Origin of the sequence: Neorhizobium vignae, assembly GCF_000732195.1 — a bacterium.
Lineage (GTDB): Bacteria > Pseudomonadota > Alphaproteobacteria > Rhizobiales > Rhizobiaceae > Neorhizobium > Neorhizobium vignae.
Window position 1 is genome coordinate 75,001 of sequence record NZ_JNNU01000011.1, and the last position, 16,800, is coordinate 91,800.

The window sequence follows — 16,800 nt, forward strand, 5'->3', positions numbered from 1 at the left end:
AGATAGGGCAAAAACGCCGCGATGCCAGATCACTCCGAGGCGCCGGCCGGCTTGTTTTCGGCCATCACCGCCTGCGGCAGACGGACCGGTTTGAGCATCAGGGCGGCGATGAGGCCGATCAGCGCCATGGCGCTGCCGGCCAGGAACACGGGCGTGAAGGCCTCGGTGTAGAGCGTATGGACCGCGATCCGTGACGGTTCAGGCAATGCCAGCATCATCAGCGGCGTCAGCGAGCCGATGTCCTCGACGCCCGGAATGCTGGTGCCGACGCCCCTGATGCCGGCCGCGATGATCGCGCCGTAGACCGAGATGGCAATCGAGGCGCCGGCCATGCGCATCAGCGTCACGGCGCCGGTTGCCGCGCCGACATCCTCGCGGGGGGCGGAATTCTGTACGCCGATGATCGGCGCCTGCTGGCCGAAGCCGATCGCCAGTCCCTGCAGCAGCATGAAGCCGAGGATGACATAGATCGGGGTGCCGACCGGAAGCTGCGAGAGGATGAACAGGGCGGCGATATTCAGCGACAGGCCGAGCAGCGTGAACGGCTTGTAGCGGCCGCTGATCGAGATCAGCCGGCCGGTCGTGAGCGAGCCGATGACGATGCCGAGCGTCGTGGCGACGAAACAGAAGCTCGCGGTTGTGGGCGACAGGCCGGTGGTCGTCTGCAGGAAGAGCGCGAAATAGTTCGCCATGCCGATCGCCACCGCGCCGGTGCAGAAGGAGACGATCAGGAACAGCGAAAAGGTCGAATCGCGAAAAAGTTTCAGCGGCACGATCGGCTCGGGCACGCGTCCCTCGACGAACACCCAGAGGATGGCGCAGAGGGCGCCGATCGCCACGACGACCATCGACTGCCAGGCGACCAGCGAACCGAACAGCGTGACGCTGTCGGCCCAGACGACGACGCTCGCAACCGTTGCCGCCAGCAGGACGGCGCCGAGATAATCGATCTTCGGCTTGCGGATCGGGCGGCGATAGGGAAGCAGAAGCGAAATGCCGGTGACCGCGACGATGCCGACCGGCAGGTTGATCAGGAAGATGGACCGCCAGCCGAACAGTTCGCTCATCGTGCCGCCGAGCAGCGGCCCGAGGCTGCCCGAGGCCATGATCACCAGGCTCGAATAACTCTGGTATTTCGCCCGCTCGCGCGGCTCGAACAGGTCGGCATTGATGGAGAAGATCGATACCATGATGCCGCCGCCGCCAAAACCCTGCAGCACGCGCGAGGCGATCAGCGAATCCATCGACCAGGCAAGCCCGCAGGTGAGCGAACCGATGGTGAAGATGACGATCGCCGCCAGCATCACGTATTTGCGGCCGAACAGATCGCCAAGCTTGCCGTAGATCGGCATCGAGGTGCTGCTGGCGAGAAGATAGGCCGAACCGATCCAGCCGAAACGCTCCAGTTCGCCGAACTCGCCGACAATCGTCGGCAGCGCCGTCGAGACGATCTGGTTGTCCAGCGTCGCCATGAACAGCGCCGTCAGCAAAAAGCAGAAGATCACCAACCGCTGGCGGTGGTTGGCGACAAGCGGCACATGGGCCGGGCGGGTCATATCCATGGGTCTATCCAAAGTGTCGGAAATTTATGTGCCTTCAGCATATAAATGTCAACGGCACTCTGATGCGCTGCGCAAAGAACGGTTGGAAAGCCTTATGCGCTTTGATATGTTCATCCCATGACAACGAAGAGCCATTTGAACCCGAAACCCGCCGTCGCCTCCCCGGCTCCCGAGGACGTGGCCCGCGTGGGCGAAACGCTCGGGCGGATGCGGATCCTGATCGGCCGGCGGATCATCGGCCGCACGGCGATCGCCAATATCGCACCGGGCCTGGAAATCTCGCATCTCGACGTGCTGGAGGTGATGCGCCGGATCGAGGGCGAGGTGACGGTGGGTGCTATCGCCGAGGCGATGCGCATCGACCCCTCGCGCGGCAGCCGGCTGGTGGCCGATCTCGTCGCCCGCGGCATCCTGCGCCGCGATGCCTCCCAGGCGGACGGCCGCCGCTCGCTGGTCGTGCGCACCGAATTCGGCGACAGCCTGCTGGCCGAGATCCGAGCCGTCAAACGCACGCTGCTGGCACGCGTCCTGGAGGACTGGCCCGAAGACGAACTCAATGCCTTTTCGGTGCTGTTCGAAAAGTTCGTGTCGAGTTTCGAAGAGGTCTTCGTGACGGCGGAAAAGTCGACGGAAGGCGAGCTCTCCGAGGCGCCTCAGCCGAGGCCATAAGTTTCCGGCATTGCGGAAGACAGGGCTATCGATGAGACAGGCGTTATCTCAGTAGCGCCCCCCTGATACGAAAGCCTAAATGCCGAGACCATCGCCCGGCACATGCGAAACACGCAGGCGGTCGCGGCCCAGGTCCTTGGCTTCGTACATGGCACGGTCGGCGCGGGCGAGCAGTTCTTCCGGCGTATCACCGTCCTGCGGGAAGAAGGCGACGCCCATGCTGCAGGTGGCGATGACGCTCTTGCCGTCGATGACAATGGGTTTCGCGATCGCGGTCCGCAACTCCTGAAGCCGGCGCACCAGGCCGAGCTCGTCCTGACTGACATTGCTGAAGACGATCGCGAACTCGTCGCCGCCAAGGCGAACCAGAAGATCGGTGACTCGGACGCAGTTGACCATGCGCCACGACAGCGTTTTCAACACCTCGTCGCCGGCCGCGTGCCCCAGCGTATCGTTGATCTGCTTGAAATTGTCGAGATCGAGATAGGCGACCGTGACCTTGCGTTTCTCGCGGCGGGCCTCGTGCAGGGCGCGGCTGAACTGCGCCCAGAACAGCGTGCGGTTCGGAAGGCTGGTCAGCGGATCGTGATGCGCCATGTGCTGGATGCGCTCTTCCGCACGCGCACGTTCAATGGCGATGCCGGCGATGTCGGTCGCCATCGCGGTCAGTTCGAGCTCGAGCTCGGTCGGCTCGCGCGGCGCATCGGAATAAAGTGCGAACGTGCCCAGCACCTGCCCGTCGGCGCCCATGATCGGCGTCGACCAACAGGAGCGGAAGCCGAACCTCAACGCCAGTTCGCGATAATTGTCCCAGAGCGGATCGGCCAGCACGTCCTTGACGAAGACCGGTTCGCGCCGCCAGGCGGCCGTGCCGCAGGAGCCGACCTTCGGGCCGATCTCGATGCCATCGATCAGTTTCACATAAGCGGGCGGAAGGCGGGTCGCCGCGCCGTGGCGCAGCCGGTCCGTACCCTCTTCAAGAAGCAGAACCGAGGTGATGACGTCGTCCAGCTCATCTTCGACCGTTTTGACAATCGCATCCAGGACCGCCGACAAAGGCTGGCCCCGGGCGATCATCTCGAGAAGACGCGCATGGCCGTGCCGGCGGTCGTCCTGGCGTTTGCGTTCGGTAATGTCGCGGGAAATCCCGACCAGGCCGACGATCTGACCCTGAACGTCGCGCAGCGGCATTTTGGAGGTGGTGAGCCAGAGCATGCGGCCGTCGCCGAGCTTGACGCGTTCCTCGCGGCCTTCGATCGCCACGCCGGTCGACATGATCTCCTGTTCGACGATAAACAGTTCGCGTGCGGTTTCGTGATCGAGGATATCGAAATCCGTCTTGCCGATCAGATCGTTGCCTTTGTGCAGCTTGCTGCTGTGCCCGGCTGCGGCATTGGCAAAGACGAAGCGGCCGCGTCGATCCTTTACGTAAATGAAGTCCGGGAGCTGATCGAGAAGAGTGCGGGTTTCAAGTTCGCGGGTGGCCAGCGCGATGTCGAGATCTATCTCGCTGTCGGCGGAAACGCGCAGGAGGCGGCTGCAGAGTTCGTCCAGCGGGTCGACAAAAGCCAAGGGCATGCTATGCGACATGGGTCCCGCCATCCGAGTGCCTCCTTTTCATTTTCCAAAGAAAATACGCGGGAACTCGCGCCAAGTTGCCGTATAGCATGGCGGATAATTCCTTATCGTTGCTTAAAATCATTGTGAAATTGCCATGGTTGAAGCTTCGAAAGAAGCCTTTTTTACTGAATCAATCGGAACCCTTGAGCATAGTAACAATATAAAGGGCCGGCATGGAAAATGCTTTATTGACGCAGAGGAGACGCGCTGGATGATTTCGAGACGCACGGCATTGACGATGATCGCGGGTGCGGCGGCGGCAGGAGCCGTGCCTCGGCCCCTCTTCGCCCCCCCCCCGGGCTTTTCGACGATCGACCTGCGCCGCTCGATCGATGCCGGCGCACACGGCGTCACGCCTGACGGCGGCGACAAGCAAAACCGCAAGCTCGCGGAGACCATCGCCAAGGCGGCGCGACAGAACATGCCGGTATTCCTGCCACCCGGAAACTACCCGGTCTCCAATCTCGATCTGCCCGAGGGCACCCGCATGACCGGCGTGGCCGGGGCTTCCCGGCTCGTCTATTCCGGCGACGGGCGGATGCTCACGGCGGACGGCGCGCGCCGCATCGAGCTTTCCAACATTGTCATCGACGGGGCGAACCGCCGGCTCGACGACCAGAGCCCGGCGCTCGTCACCATGCGCGGCATCAGTGAGATCGTCATCGACAATTGCGAGATCATCGGCGCGCGCAGAACCGCCGTGCAGCTCGAACGCTGCGGCGGGCGGATAGAGCGCAGCCGCATTTCCGGCGCCGCCGAATACGGCCTCTATGCGGTCGAGAGCACTGGGCTTTCGGTCACCGGCAATACGGTCTCCGACTGCGGCAATGGCGGCATCCTCATCCATCGCTGGACCAAGGGCGTCGACGGCACGATCGTTTCCGGCAACCGGATCTTCCGGATCGGCGCTACAAACGGCGGCACCGGCCAGCACGGAAACGCCATCAACCTGTTCCGGGCCGGTAACGTGATGGTGGCCGGCAACCAGATCTCGCAATCGGCCTTTTCGGCGATCCGCGCCAACAGCGCCTCGAACGCGCAGATCACCAACAATACATGCCTGGCCTCCGGGGAGACGGCGATCTATGCGGAATTCGCCTTCGAGGGCGCGTTGGTCTCCGGCAATATCGTCGACGGCGCGGCGAACGGCATTTCGGTCGTCAATTTCAACGAGGGCGGCCGGCTTGCGACCGTCGCCAACAATATCGTCCGCAACCTCACCCCCACCGGCCCCTATGTGCTCGACGGAGCGATCTTCGGCGTCGGCATCAGCGTCGAGGCGGATACGGCGGTCACCGGCAACGTCATCGAGAATGTGCCGCTCTGGGGCATGGCGCTCGGTTTCGGACCTTACCTGCGCAACGTGCTCGCCAGCAACAACATCGTCCGGCAAGCGAAAATCGGCTGCGCGGTGACCGTGGTCGAAGGCGCCGGCGCAGCGCTGATTTCCGGCAACCTGTTCGAGGCGGTGAAGGACGGCGCGGTTATCGGCCACCGCTGGAAGACGCCCTCCACGGCAGAACTCGGCCGGGGCGACGGGCAGGCCCAGGGGTTCAAGCATCTGACGATCGAGAATAACCGGATCGCTTGAGTGAATGATTCATCGAAAACTTTCATCATCGTCCAACGCGGATTGGTCTTCCGTTTTGGGCGGCCTGCCCGTAGCTTGCGCTCGCATTTCCTGGAGGGACTTTCATGCTGAAAATCTATGGTGTTTACCGTTCGCGCGCCACGCGGCCGCTGTGGCTTGTCGAGGAACTGGGTATTCCTTTCGAACTTATTCCGATCATCCAGGGCTACCGCCTGCCCGAGCCGATGGCACCGGGTGCACCGGTAAACACGCTGTCGCCGGAATTCCTGAGCATCAACCCGATGGGCTCCATCCCATCGATGGACGACGACGGCTTCGTGCTGCACGAGTCGCTGGCGATCACGCTCTATCTCGCCCGCAAATACGGCGGCGAACTCGGTCCGAAGGATATTGCCGAGGAAGGCCAGATGGTGCAGTGGTCGCTGTTCGGCGCGACCAGCGTCGAGACCCCGGCATTGAAGATCTCCGCCACGATCGCCGGCGGCAGGGCGGAGACCGAAGAAGGCAAGGCCGACATCGAGGTTGCTGCCCGCACCCTGAAGCGGCCCTTCGACGTGCTCGAAAAGCACCTTTCCAAGAACAGCCACATGGTTGGCGGCCGCTTCACCGTGGCTGACATCAATGTCGGCGAAGTCGTGCGTTATGCGCAGGGATATGCGCCACTGTTCGACAGCCGCCCGGCCTTGAAGGCCTGGATCGAGGCCGCCCAGGCGCGCCCGAGCTTCAAGGCGATGTGGGACAAGCGGACCGCCGAGCCGGCGTAACGCTTTACTTCCGGCTCTCCGCGAGCGGCGGCAGTTCCGTCTTCAGCCAGTCCCGGAAAGCCCTCACCTTCGCCGGCGCCCGAGCGCCGGCGCGGGTGACGAGATAATGCCCCATGCCGGTATGCGCCCGGATCGAAAACGGCTCGACCAGCCGCCCCTGTTCCAGCGCGTAGGTGGCGAGCGTATGCCAAGCGAGCATCACGCCTTGGCCCGCGATCGTTGCATCGAGGCATAGCGAGGCGTCGTTGAACACATGCCGCGTCGCCATGCCGGCTCCGGACAATCCCGCCTCGTTCAGCCAGATCTCCCAGGAAAACATCGAGGGGCCGTCGATGATCGCGGGCAATTTCAGGATATCCTTCGGCTCCTTCAGCTTTTCAGCAAGCGCCGGCGAGCAGACCGGAAAGACCGTCTGCTCGATCAGCAGCTCGGCATCGACGCCCGGCCAGGTGCCCGGCCCGACGCGGATGCCGAGATCGATGTCGTCGACCCCGAGATCGGCGAGCCTGGTCGTCGCATCTATCCGCAGCCGAATTTCCGGGTGCAGGCTTGAAAACCGGTCGAGCCGGTGGACGAGGAACCGCGCTGCGAACACAGGTGCGACGGAAATGGTGAGCAGCGCATCGTCCTGCCGCCTGCCGATGGCCACCGCTTCGGAAAGCGCATGGAAACCCTCGCTCAATCGCGCCAGCATGGGCCGCGCCGAATCGACCGGCATCATGCCCTTCGGCAGGCGCTGAAAGACCGGCTGGCCGAGCTGGGCTTCCGCCTTGATGACCTGCTGGCTGACGGCGCCGATCGATACGCCCAGTTCGTCCGCTGCTGCCTGCAGCGAACCGAGGCGACCGACAGCTTCCAGCGCCCGTAAGCCGTTGAGGTGCACGAGGTTAAGATTGCTCATATAGATTTTCTATAGTCAGGCACTCAAGAACTCAATTGAAAGTAAGCCTGCGTGCGCCGATATTGCCGCTGCAAATGATAACAAATTTGCGAGGTAACGGTCATGGGACCGCTGAAGATTTTCTTGAGCCTGAAAGCCTGGTTGGAAACAACCGAAACGTTGACGGACCTGCAGTCGAACGACCCGTTCCGTCATCCCGACATCCGCGGGATGGACCTTCGGCAACTCGCCGACCTGCCCTTCCCGCGCCCGCTTCAAGCCGATCCGAACCGCAACGATGCGCCTCTGGCGAAATGCGCCTGACGCTCCCACGATCCGCTTCCCTCAAGAGCGGATCGGGTTGCTGACGTAAATTCGATATTCGAGCGGAAAGGCTTGCCGCCGTCTACCGGCGTTAGACTGCGGTCGCGGCAGCCTGTTCGGCCAGGGCGCGCTGTACGGCCGGACGCTGCTTCATCCGCTCGTAGTGCGCATTGACCTCGGAGAAGTCCGCACGGTCGAGCTTCATGTTCGCGAGCCAGTCGGTCATCAGGTAGAGATAGGCGTCGGCGACCGAATAGGTTTCGCCGAGCACATAGGGACCTTCGAGCAACGAGTCCTCGATCACCTGAAAACACTCGTGAAAGACCTTTGGCGCCTTGGCGACCATGTCGTCGAAGGAGGACTGGTTATCCGCCCAGCGATAACCGCGGCGCCAATGGGCATAGGCGACGTGGACCGTCGAGGCGATATAGGCGTTGAACGCCTGCATCTTGCCGAACAGGAACGGGTCGTCGAGCGGCGCAAGCTTCGCCTCGGGCGCCGCCTGGGCGATGAAGGCGAGGATCGCGACGGACTCGGTGATGATACCCCGGTCCGTTGCGAGTGCTGGGACGCGGCCCTTAGGATTGATCTTCAGATAGGCTTCCGACTGCTGTTCCTTGTCGGCGAATTTCACCCATTTGATCTCGTAGGGAAGACCGGATTCGGCAAGCGCGATGTGGCTGGCCAGCGAGCAGGCATTGGGCGAAAAGAACAGCGTATACATGAAAATCCTCCTTTGGACCGCGCCGTTCTAGCACGGTTTTTCCAGGCCAGAAGTCTCAAACCGCCGGTCGACTGACGCCGGGCACATCTTCCAGCCGATGCCAGACCGGAATGCCGCGTTCGGTAGCGATCCGCACATCGTTGTCGGCGCCCTTGGAGGCTCCCGGCAGGCGAAGGACTCCCTCGCAGAGCTGCAGCAGACGACCGGCGACCGGGTGAAAGATCTCCTCGTAGAGATCGTCGCCCACATGCTTGCCGCCGGCTGCATGCCAGACCGGCAGGGCCACCCATTCGCCGATCATCGGCACATGGCCGGCCTTGAACAGCGCATGCGACGGCGCTTCCAACCGCTTGAGGTTCTCGGCCATCTTCTCAGGGTCGTCCCCGGTGCCGGAGCGGTAGGGGCCTGCAATCAAAATCAACATCTTCGTTTCTCCAAACCTGTCCGCATCCATCGCGGAACTGCACGAATTTGCCTGAACTACTTTACATCGCCAGTAATTTCAGGCATAAATGCGCTTATTTATGCAATTTCGTGCAGAGTCAAGACCCATGCTGACAAGCCAACGCAAGAGCCTCATCCTCGATATGCTGCGCAGGGAGGGGCAGGTTGTCGCCAAACGGGCGGCGGAAGAGTTTTCGCTATCGGAGGACACGATCCGGCGAGATCTTCGGGAGATGGCGGCAGAAGGACTGCTCAGACGGGTGCATGGTGGGGCGATGCCGGTCGCCCCCGACCTGCCGGATTTTTCCGCCCGGCGGGCCGTGTCATCGGATGTGAAGCAGCGGCTTGGCGCAAAGGCGGCCGGGATGGTGCGCGAGGGGCAGACGATCTTTCTCGATGGCGGTACGTCGACGGCGGAAATCGCCCGCGCCCTGCCCCGCGACTTCGGCTTCACCGTCGTCACCCACGGCCCAACGATCGCCACCGAACTCGAACACCATCCGACCGCAGAGGTGATCCTGATCGGCGGACGGCTCTACAAACATTCGATGGTGGCGACAGGTGCGGCGGCCATGGCGCAGATCGCGCTGATGCGACCGGACATCTTCTTCCTCGGCGTCACCGCTGTTCATCCGGTACGCGGCCTATCGACCGGCGATTTCGAGGAGGCGGCGATCAAGCGCCATATCGCGGCATGCTCGGCGGAGACGATTACGCTCATCACGGCGGAGAAGCTGGATGCGGTCTCGCCGCATGTGATCATGCCGATTTCCGGGTTGTCGGGCATGATCGTGCAGAGCGGGATCGATGAGGGGCGGCTGGAGCCTTACAGGGCGATGGGTGTGGGCCTCATGGAGGCATGAGACGAGGCACGGGGAATTTTGGCGCCTCTCGCCTAGAGGCACTGCCCTCCCCCCTCATCCCTGTGCTTGTCACAGGAAAGAGAGAGCACGGTGGCCCCACCCTCACCGCCGTCATCCTCGGGCTTGACCCGAGGATCCACAGCCGCGTCTGCGGCGAATGGGACTTTTTTTCGCGAAAGACTTCGCGTGGATGGATCCTCGGGTCGAGCCCGAGGGTGACGGAGTGTGGGGAGCTGGTTTCCCTAAAACCTCGCCCGATGCATTGATGCCGACTGGATCGATCTGACCAATCTCACGCAAACAGCGCGTCGGTCACCCTCACGTCACCCACATGGATGCCGTTCCAATTCTTCATCGGCTTGTTGGCCATCGCCATCAGCTTGGCATGCACCTCACCGCCCTTTTCGAAATAACGCGCGATGAGGGCGAAGATCATGGCTTCGGCGGCGCGGGTGGTGCCGTCCTCGCATTTCACCGCCATGGCGATGCCCTGGTCCGGAAGGGCGGCGACGAAGACGCCTTCGGCGCCGGTCTTGGCGAAGATCCTGCCGGGCGCGATTTCCATCAGTTTGGTGCAGGCGCGGTTGGTGCCGGCGACGTAAAAGGGCTCGGCCATGCAGGCGTCCATCAGCCGGCGCGAGGCTTTCGCACGCTCGGCAGAGAGGGTGTTGCCGGTCGCCATTTTTGCGAAGCCGTGGGCAAGGCCTTTCAGCGGCACCGCGTAGGTCGGGATCGAGCAGCCGTCGGTGCCGCAATTCTGGTGGCCGATGATGGCGCCCGTCAGCACCTCCATCGTGCCGCGGATTTCGGCCTGCAGCGGATGGTCGTAACCGGCATAGCCCGTGACCTCCATGCCGGTGTGCACGCAGGTGCAGACGAAGCCGGAATGTTTGCCGGAGCAATTGTTGTGAAGTGCTGTCGGTGCCTCGATCGTGCGGGCCTGATGGATCAGCACCGCCTGTTCGGAGGCCCAATGGGCGCCGCATTCCAGCGCGCTGTCGTCACGGCCGGCCTTGTCCAGCATCGACGCGGCCATAGCCACATGCGCGTCCTCGCCGGAATGGGAGGCGCAGGCAAAGGCGAGTTCCTTGTTGCCGAAGCCATAGGCATCCGCCGCGCCGCTTTCGACGAGCGGCAGCGCCTGCATGGCCTTGCTGGCGGAACGGGGAAAAACATGGGCGTCCGCCTCGCCGAACGAGAACAGCACCTTGCCGTCACCATCGATGACCGCACCGAGCCCGCGGTGGCGGCTTTCGACCAGGTTGCCTCTGGTAACTTCAACGGTAACGGGGTTTTGCATGGTCTGTCCTGAAATTGCCGGTTTCAATGTGCCTATCGTCTGGCGATATCACAGGCTCTTAAACGAGTCCGGCGGGATTTTCATGGGGGATCGTATGAAATCGGTTAAGCGGTTGTTTCTGGTGATCTTCATTGTCTACCTGGTTCCGACCTTCGCGTCGGCAGGGTTTTGGGCGATGAAGGAGCGACCGTCGGGCTGGCGCGAGGCACGCTGGTCCTCGGCCGACATCCTCCCAAAACCGGAAGAGAGCAATGATGCGGCGATCTACGTCTTCTCGGCCATGACGGGGGGCCTGAAGGGTGCCGTGGCGAGCCATGCCTGGATCGTCTTCAAGGAAAAGGGCGCGAAAACCTACACGCGCTTCGACAAGGTCGGCTGGGGCAGTCCGATCCGCCGCAACGGCTATGCGCCCGACGCCTACTGGTATTCCAACACGCCGCAGCTCGTCACCTCGGTGACCGGCTCGAAGGCGGAACTGCTGATCCCCAAGATCGAGGGCGCGATCGCCGCCTACCCCTATGCGGAGCCTGGCGGCTACACGATCTGGCCGGGACCGAACTCCAACACGTTCGTCGCCCATGTGCTGCGCACCGTGCCGGAGCTCGACGCCGTGCTGCCGCCGCATGCCGTCGGGCGCGACTATCTGCCGGACGGCGAATTCGTCCATGTGGACGACGACTGGCGCGACGTGCATGTGACCGTGCGCGGCCTCATCGGCCTGTCGGCCGGCCTGCGCAGCGGGTTTGAGGTGCACTTCCTCGGCCTGGTCGCAGGCCTCGACTTCGCCAATCCCGGCATCAAGGTGCCGGCGCTCGGACGGATCGGGATTTAAGATGGCAGCTATGCATGAAATGCAAAACGCCCGCGGCTGCGGGCGTTCGACATAACTATCTGTCAGATGGCGATCAGAAGCCGACGGCCTGACGCGCAACCCGGCGGATATCGCCCTGGGCGATGCCGAGATCGTTGAGTTCGCGCGGTGTCATGCGGCCCAGTTCGGCAACCGTCTGACGGTACTTGCGCCAATTGTTGAGAGTGCGTGCGACGTTCATGATGGTTCCCCTTTCCTGGGATTTTCGAAGCCAGCTGCCAGTCCTTGGCGCTCTCGTTTGCTTCGATGACGCTTATATAAGCCCATCAAACGTGCACTGAAAGCGCCCAGTTGGCAGGCCACCTATGCGAGCGGCGCATGGGTCTTTCTCATATTAGAAATAATGAAAAATGAAGAACCGTCGTTGAACAAAAGCCTGGGATGAAAAGGCCATAAAATGGAAAAGGGCCGCTCGAGGCGACCCTTCCATGAGTTTGGTCCGGTTGAACGAACCCGGGGCGCTTCGTGAGCTCCCCGAAGGAAGATGAGGTTCAGGCCGAGGGTTGCCCCGTCAAGACCGCCACCTTTCCATTGCCCGTTACACAGACCGAAATCTCACTAGACATTGGATCACCTTCCTTTCACTACGTTGACGATGATTAAAAGGTAGGGGCCGAAGCCTGAGTCTGCAAGCCACGTTATATAAACGATTGCGTATTTAATTGAGTTGCGGAAACGGCCTTCCGCCCCTAGAATTCGCCAGCTTCGATCGAGGCAGATTCCCCCTTCAGCCCAGCGTCACGACTATCTTGCCGATATGGCTGCTGGTTTCCATCAATCCAGGGATCGAAGATCAGGCCGCGTCCGCGATATCCAGCCGGACGGAAAGCCCAACTTTTCCAGCAAGTTCTACCAGCGCGTCCAGACTGAAATTTGCAATCCTGCCCCGCAGCAGGTCGTTCAGCCTTGGCTGGGTGATGCCGAGGCGAGCGGCCGCATCCTTCTGGGTCACGTTCCAGTTCCGAACCTTCTGCTCGATCGCAATCAGCAGGGCCGAGCGCATCGACATATTGGCTGCTTCCGCCGGAGTGTTTTCCAGCGCATCCCAGACATTTGCAAAGCTCTGGCGTTCCATTGGTCCAATCCGATCAGATCTGCCGCAGACGTGCGGTGGCGATATCCAGATCTCGCTTTGCCGTCTGCTGCGTCTTCTTCTGAAATGCATGCAGGACGTAGACGGCATCCTCTATTTTGGTCACGTAGATGATGCGAAAAGCGCCCGCTTCGTCGCGAATGCGGATTTCCCGCACGCCCGCTCCGATCGTCGTCATGGGCTTCCAGTCGCTCGGCTCAAGGCCAAGTTGAATTTTATGCAACTGGACTCCCGCTTCCTTACGGGCTCCTTCCGGAAAGTCCCGCAGCTGCTCCAGGGCATCACCGAGAAAAACGACCGGTTTCATCACTTATACCAAAACTGATATAATTTGACAAACTTGTCAAAGGGTCACGACTATCTTGCCGATATGGCTGCTGGTTTCCATCAGCTTGTGGGCCTCGACGATGTCTGTGAACGGCAGGACGGAGTGGATGACGGGGGAGACCGTGCCATCCTCCAAGAGCGGCCAGACCTGCCCTAAGAGATCGTCGCGGATGGCGCGTTTTTCGTCTGGCGTGCGCGGGCGCATGGTGGAGCCGGTCACCGTCAGGCGCTTGACCATGATCGGCGAGAGGTTGACCTTTTCGGCCATATTGCCGCCGAGAAAGGCTATGATCGAGAGGCAGCCGTCCTTGGCGAGAACCGAGAGGTTCTTTTCGAGATAGGCAGCGCCGATCATGTCGAGCACGACGTCGACGCCCCGGCCGGCGGTTTCCGTCTTGATGACCTCGGCAAAGTCCTCGGTCTTGTAGTCGATGCCTCTCACGGCGCCGAGCTTTTCGCAGGCCTCGCATTTTTCCCTGGATCCGGCCGTCGCGTAGATCGTCGCGCCGAACGCCTTGGCGAGCTGAATGGCGGTGGTGCCGATACCGCTGGTGCCGCCGTGGATCAGCACGCTCTCGCCTTCGGTCAGGCCCGCCATCTGGAACAGATTGGCCCAGACGGTGAAGAAGGTTTCCGGCAGCGCCGCGGCCTTCACGGCGTCATAACCCTTCGGCCAGGGCAGAGCCTGGCCCGCCGGTATGGCGCAATATTGCGCGTAACCGCCGCCGTTTGCGAGCCCGCAGACCTTGTCGCCAAGCTTGAATTCGCTGACATCCTCGCCGAGCGCCACGACTTCGCCGGATATTTCCAGGCCGAGGATCGGGCTTGCGTCCTTCGGCGGCGGATAGGCGCCCTTGCGCTGCTGCACGTCCGGGCGGTTGATGCCTGCCGCCTCCACCCGGACCAGGATTTCGCCCGGCCGCACCGCCGGCAGCGGCCCCGTGGCAATGGTCATCACCTCCGGCTCTCCGAAGGACGGCAAATCGACGAAACGCATTTCGGTGGGAAGCAGCATGGCGGGACTCCTCTCAGAACCAGCCATCGACTTACGGCCGGCGTCGGGCACTGACTTAGGACAGACGTCTCGCGATAGGAAGGCGGCGTTCCGTCGCCTAGGTCATTTTGTCTCGCCGAAACTCGCGAAAAACAGACCGCCTTCGTTTTCCTTGGCCTGAGCCTTGACGGCGGCGATCTCCGAACCGATGCGGCCGACATCGTCGAGCAGCAGGCCCTGGGGCAGTTCGAGCACGCCGATCGAGCAGCGCAGCAGCGGGAAATCCCGCTCCGCGCCGGAGCGGTCGTGGCCGCGGATCTTGCCGGCGGCGCGCTCTTCCGGGGAGTAGAGCTCGACGACATCGTCGTGGAAATCGGAAAGCAGGCGTTCGAGGATCTCGTTCAGCTCGTCACGGGTCCAGTCGCGCACGCCGATGAAGAAGTCGTCGCCGCCGACATGGCCGAGGAAATCGCCGTCCGAGAAGAAATAGCGTTTCATCAGGGCGGCGAAGAGCGAGATCGCGTGATCGCCCATCTGGAAGCCGTAATGGTCGTTGAACGGCTTGAAGTTGTCGAAGTCGCAGTAACAGAAGAAGCGGGTCTCGTCGTCGTCGCGGCCGGTTTCCTGCATGAAATCGCGGATGGCGCGGTTGCCCGGCAGGCCGGTCAGCGGGTTCTGGTCCTGGGCGATCTTCAGCTGCTTTTCGTTGATGACCTTGATCAGCGAGGCGGCCGAAACGACGCCGGCATAGCGCATGTTTTCGGTGAGGATGACGCAGGCGCTGTTTTCCATATTGGCAAACAGGGTCATCAGTTCCTCGGCTTCCGCGTCCAGCCCGACGATCGGGGCGCGGTCGACGAAATGCGAGATCGAGCGCTCATAGACCTTGTTCTTCAGGAGATCGCGGCCGAAGGGCTGATAGATATATTCCTTGAGATGGTATTCGTTGATGACGCCGCGCGGCTCGCCATTGGCATTCAGCACCGGGAAGAAAGCCTGGCGCGGATTGCGGCGGAACAGGTCGAAGACGCTGTCGATGCTCTGGTTCTCATAGACGGTCGGCAGATGTTCGATCTGCTTGCGGATGAGGATCTCATCGAGCGACTGACTGGAGCGACGGATACGACCGATATCGGCGAGATAAGGGAAGGACGGCTGCAGTTCGGACACGAATGTCGTCGGCCGGGCTATGAACCAACCCTGGACGAGATCGACGCCGTATTCGCGGCAGATCAGAAATTCCGCTTCCGTCTCGATGCCTTCGGCGATGACGCGGATGCCGAGCACGTGGGCGATGCTGACGATGTTCTTGACGAGGTGGCGCTTGCGCGGGTTCCCGTCGATGCCGGCGATGAAATGGCGGTCGATCTTCAGGTAGTCGACCGGATAGTCGCAGAGCAGTTTCATCTCGCCATGGCCGACGCCGAAATCGTCGATAGCCAGCTTGAAGCCCTCCTTCCGCATCTGGGTGACCAGATCGGCGAATTCCGGCACGCTGGTATTGTCGAAACGCTCGGAGAACTCGAAGCAGACGGAAGACGGTGCGATATTTGCCTTGCGCAGGTGCTGAACGACCTTTTCAAGGAAATGTTTGCCGTGGCGGATCAGCCGGACATCGAGATTGAGAAACAGCGTCTGGGACGAGAAATCCGGCAGGCTGGCGAATTTCGCCAGCGCCCGGGTTGCCATCATCTGTTCGAGTGCCAGGAGCTGTCCGGTCTCCTGGGCCTCATCGAGCAGTTCGAGCGGTGAGGAGAAACCGATCCGTTCCTGGCCGCGCAGCAGCGATTCATAACCGAAGACGGAGCCCGTGCCGACTTCGACGATCGGCTGGAAGGCATTTTCCAAAACCAATTTTGCCAGGGTGACAAGCTGATCGCTCGCATACCGACGGAAAACGCCCGGTTCCAAGATGGCCGCAGACGACATGACTCACTACTCCACTGCGCAATGGCCTAAAATACGCCTAAAACACCAATGTCAGGTTCCTGGAAATTGGTCAAAAATACCTTTCCCGAACATGAAGGTTGGATGAAAGTTTTATGACGGAAAGAGATATTTTTATTGCAATATTAAAGACTTAACGGCAACTTTGCCGTGTTTCATGCCTTGGCCGCAAGCGCAACTGCGATCAATGCCCAGCCCTGCATCGTCAGGTCGATCGCCAGGAACAAGCCGAGGATCCACAGGCTGTTGACCGGCCAGCCGAGCGCGATGACGAGGCCCGCAAGCGCGGTGATGACGCCGCCGAAAATCACCCAACCGGACCCGCGCATCGGCCGCATCCTGAACCCGACCCAGATGCGGAACAGGCCCGCCACGATCAGCGTCACCGCCATGAAGAAGGTGACGATGACGGCGGTCAGCGCCGGATTCCAGAAGGCGAGCAGGCCGGCAATGGTGTAAAGGATGCCGCTTGCCGCCCAGAACAGGAACTGGTCCCAGCCCTTCACCTGGAAAGCATGCACGAGATAGGCGATGCCGCCCACCAGCATCATCATGCCGATGTAGAAGACCGACGCGACGGTCGCCACGAAGAGATTGGCGAGCGCGATGAAACCGAAGACCAGCAGCAGAATACCGAGGGCGAGAAACCAGCCCCACTTGTCGCGGACAGTCGAAACCGACGGCACATCCAGACCGAACGTCATGGCCAACCCCTTTTTGCCAAAACTCACCCGAACCTAACGGATAGGATGTGGAGCCGGCTTGATCCGGGTCAATGGCGCGCTTTTGGAACAGGAAGGTTCGCAATCGCTTCTTGATTGCCAAGA

Annotated in this window: 18 protein-coding genes; 6 read left to right on the plus strand and 12 right to left on the minus strand. The window is 61.6% G+C overall.

Going from position 1 to position 16,800, the window contains the following annotated elements; translation table 11 throughout:
• Positions 1-29: 29 nt before the first annotated feature.
• Positions 30-1,562, minus strand: coding sequence for an MDR family MFS transporter (locus GQ59_RS19280; protein WP_037084122.1), 1,533 nt, complete (start codon positions 1,560-1,562; stop codon positions 30-32).
• Between the two features lie 117 nt (positions 1,563-1,679).
• Here GQ59_RS19280 and GQ59_RS19285 point away from each other — a divergent pair, with 117 nt between their 5' ends.
• Positions 1,680-2,231, plus strand: coding sequence for a MarR family winged helix-turn-helix transcriptional regulator (locus GQ59_RS19285; RefSeq protein WP_051904071.1), 552 nt, complete (start codon positions 1,680-1,682; stop codon positions 2,229-2,231).
• Between the two features lie 75 nt (positions 2,232-2,306).
• Here GQ59_RS19285 and GQ59_RS19290 read toward each other — a convergent pair whose 3' ends face one another.
• Positions 2,307-3,833: a sensor domain-containing protein gene (locus GQ59_RS19290; protein WP_084683226.1), complete on the minus strand. Its 1,527-nt coding sequence runs from the start codon at positions 3,831-3,833 to the stop codon at positions 2,307-2,309.
• Positions 3,834-4,062: 229 nt separating this feature from the next.
• Between GQ59_RS19290 and GQ59_RS19295 the strand changes: the two genes are divergently transcribed.
• Together GQ59_RS19295 and GQ59_RS19300 are read left to right on the plus strand one after the other, a co-directional pair.
• Positions 4,063-5,442 carry a TIGR03808 family TAT-translocated repetitive protein gene (locus GQ59_RS19295; RefSeq protein ID WP_037084124.1) on the plus strand — a complete coding sequence of 460 codons (1,380 nt, stop codon included), beginning with the start codon at positions 4,063-4,065 and terminating at the stop codon, positions 5,440-5,442.
• Positions 5,443-5,546: 104 nt separating this feature from the next.
• Positions 5,547-6,206, plus strand: coding sequence for a glutathione S-transferase family protein (locus tag GQ59_RS19300; protein WP_037084126.1), 660 nt, complete (start codon positions 5,547-5,549; stop codon positions 6,204-6,206).
• Positions 6,207-6,210: 4 nt separating this feature from the next.
• Here GQ59_RS19300 and GQ59_RS19305 read toward each other — a convergent pair whose 3' ends face one another.
• Entirely contained in the window at positions 6,211-7,107 is an 897-nt protein-coding gene (locus GQ59_RS19305; RefSeq protein ID WP_037084128.1) for a LysR substrate-binding domain-containing protein, read from the minus strand.
• Positions 7,108-7,209: 102 nt separating this feature from the next.
• On the opposite strand from GQ59_RS19305, the gene GQ59_RS19310 reads away from it, so the two are divergent.
• The gene (locus tag GQ59_RS19310) at positions 7,210-7,410 is read left to right on the plus strand and encodes a hypothetical protein (RefSeq protein ID WP_037084130.1); all 201 of its coding nucleotides are present in this window, start codon (positions 7,210-7,212) and stop codon (positions 7,408-7,410) included.
• Between the two features lie 91 nt (positions 7,411-7,501).
• Here GQ59_RS19310 and GQ59_RS19315 read toward each other — a convergent pair whose 3' ends face one another.
• Positions 7,502-8,134, minus strand: coding sequence for a glutathione S-transferase family protein (locus GQ59_RS19315; RefSeq protein ID WP_037084132.1), 633 nt, complete (start codon positions 8,132-8,134; stop codon positions 7,502-7,504).
• A 55-nt stretch (positions 8,135-8,189) separates the two neighbouring features.
• Complete coding sequence (locus tag GQ59_RS19320) at positions 8,190-8,558, minus strand: hypothetical protein (RefSeq protein ID WP_037084133.1); 369 nt, start codon at positions 8,556-8,558, stop codon at positions 8,190-8,192.
• Between the two features lie 127 nt (positions 8,559-8,685).
• On the opposite strand from GQ59_RS19320, the gene GQ59_RS19325 reads away from it, so the two are divergent.
• Positions 8,686-9,441 carry a DeoR/GlpR family DNA-binding transcription regulator gene (locus GQ59_RS19325; protein WP_037084136.1) on the plus strand — a complete coding sequence of 252 codons (756 nt, stop codon included), beginning with the start codon at positions 8,686-8,688 and terminating at the stop codon, positions 9,439-9,441.
• Between the two features lie 292 nt (positions 9,442-9,733).
• Here the strand turns inward: GQ59_RS19325 and GQ59_RS19330 are convergent, their stop codons facing one another.
• Positions 9,734-10,741: an asparaginase gene (locus tag GQ59_RS19330; protein WP_037084137.1), complete on the minus strand. Its 1,008-nt coding sequence runs from the start codon at positions 10,739-10,741 to the stop codon at positions 9,734-9,736.
• 94 nt (positions 10,742-10,835) lie between these two features.
• Here GQ59_RS19330 and GQ59_RS19335 point away from each other — a divergent pair, with 94 nt between their 5' ends.
• Positions 10,836-11,573: a DUF3750 domain-containing protein gene (locus GQ59_RS19335; protein WP_037084139.1), complete on the plus strand. Its 738-nt coding sequence runs from the start codon at positions 10,836-10,838 to the stop codon at positions 11,571-11,573.
• Between the two features lie 73 nt (positions 11,574-11,646).
• Here the strand turns inward: GQ59_RS19335 and GQ59_RS31305 are convergent, their stop codons facing one another.
• From GQ59_RS31305 to GQ59_RS19360, 6 genes are all read right to left on the minus strand, one after another.
• The gene (locus tag GQ59_RS31305; protein WP_007751079.1) at positions 11,647-11,793 is read right to left on the minus strand and encodes a DUF1127 domain-containing protein; all 147 of its coding nucleotides are present in this window, start codon (positions 11,791-11,793) and stop codon (positions 11,647-11,649) included.
• A 612-nt stretch (positions 11,794-12,405) separates the two neighbouring features.
• On the minus strand, positions 12,406-12,687 hold the full coding sequence (locus GQ59_RS19340) for an XRE family transcriptional regulator (RefSeq protein WP_037084142.1): 282 nt from the start codon (positions 12,685-12,687) through the stop codon (positions 12,406-12,408).
• 13 nt (positions 12,688-12,700) lie between these two features.
• Positions 12,701-13,012, minus strand: coding sequence for a type II toxin-antitoxin system RelE/ParE family toxin (locus GQ59_RS19345; protein WP_037084145.1), 312 nt, complete (start codon positions 13,010-13,012; stop codon positions 12,701-12,703).
• 36 nt (positions 13,013-13,048) lie between these two features.
• Positions 13,049-14,047: an NAD(P)H-quinone oxidoreductase gene (locus GQ59_RS19350; RefSeq protein ID WP_037084147.1), complete on the minus strand. Its 999-nt coding sequence runs from the start codon at positions 14,045-14,047 to the stop codon at positions 13,049-13,051.
• A 102-nt stretch (positions 14,048-14,149) separates the two neighbouring features.
• Positions 14,150-15,955: a bifunctional diguanylate cyclase/phosphodiesterase gene (locus tag GQ59_RS19355; RefSeq protein ID WP_037084149.1), complete on the minus strand. Its 1,806-nt coding sequence runs from the start codon at positions 15,953-15,955 to the stop codon at positions 14,150-14,152.
• Between the two features lie 173 nt (positions 15,956-16,128).
• Positions 16,129-16,677 (minus strand): HdeD family acid-resistance protein, encoded by a 549-nt coding sequence (locus GQ59_RS19360; protein WP_037084399.1) that lies wholly within the window; start codon positions 16,675-16,677, stop codon positions 16,129-16,131.
• Positions 16,678-16,800 lie beyond the last annotated feature (123 nt).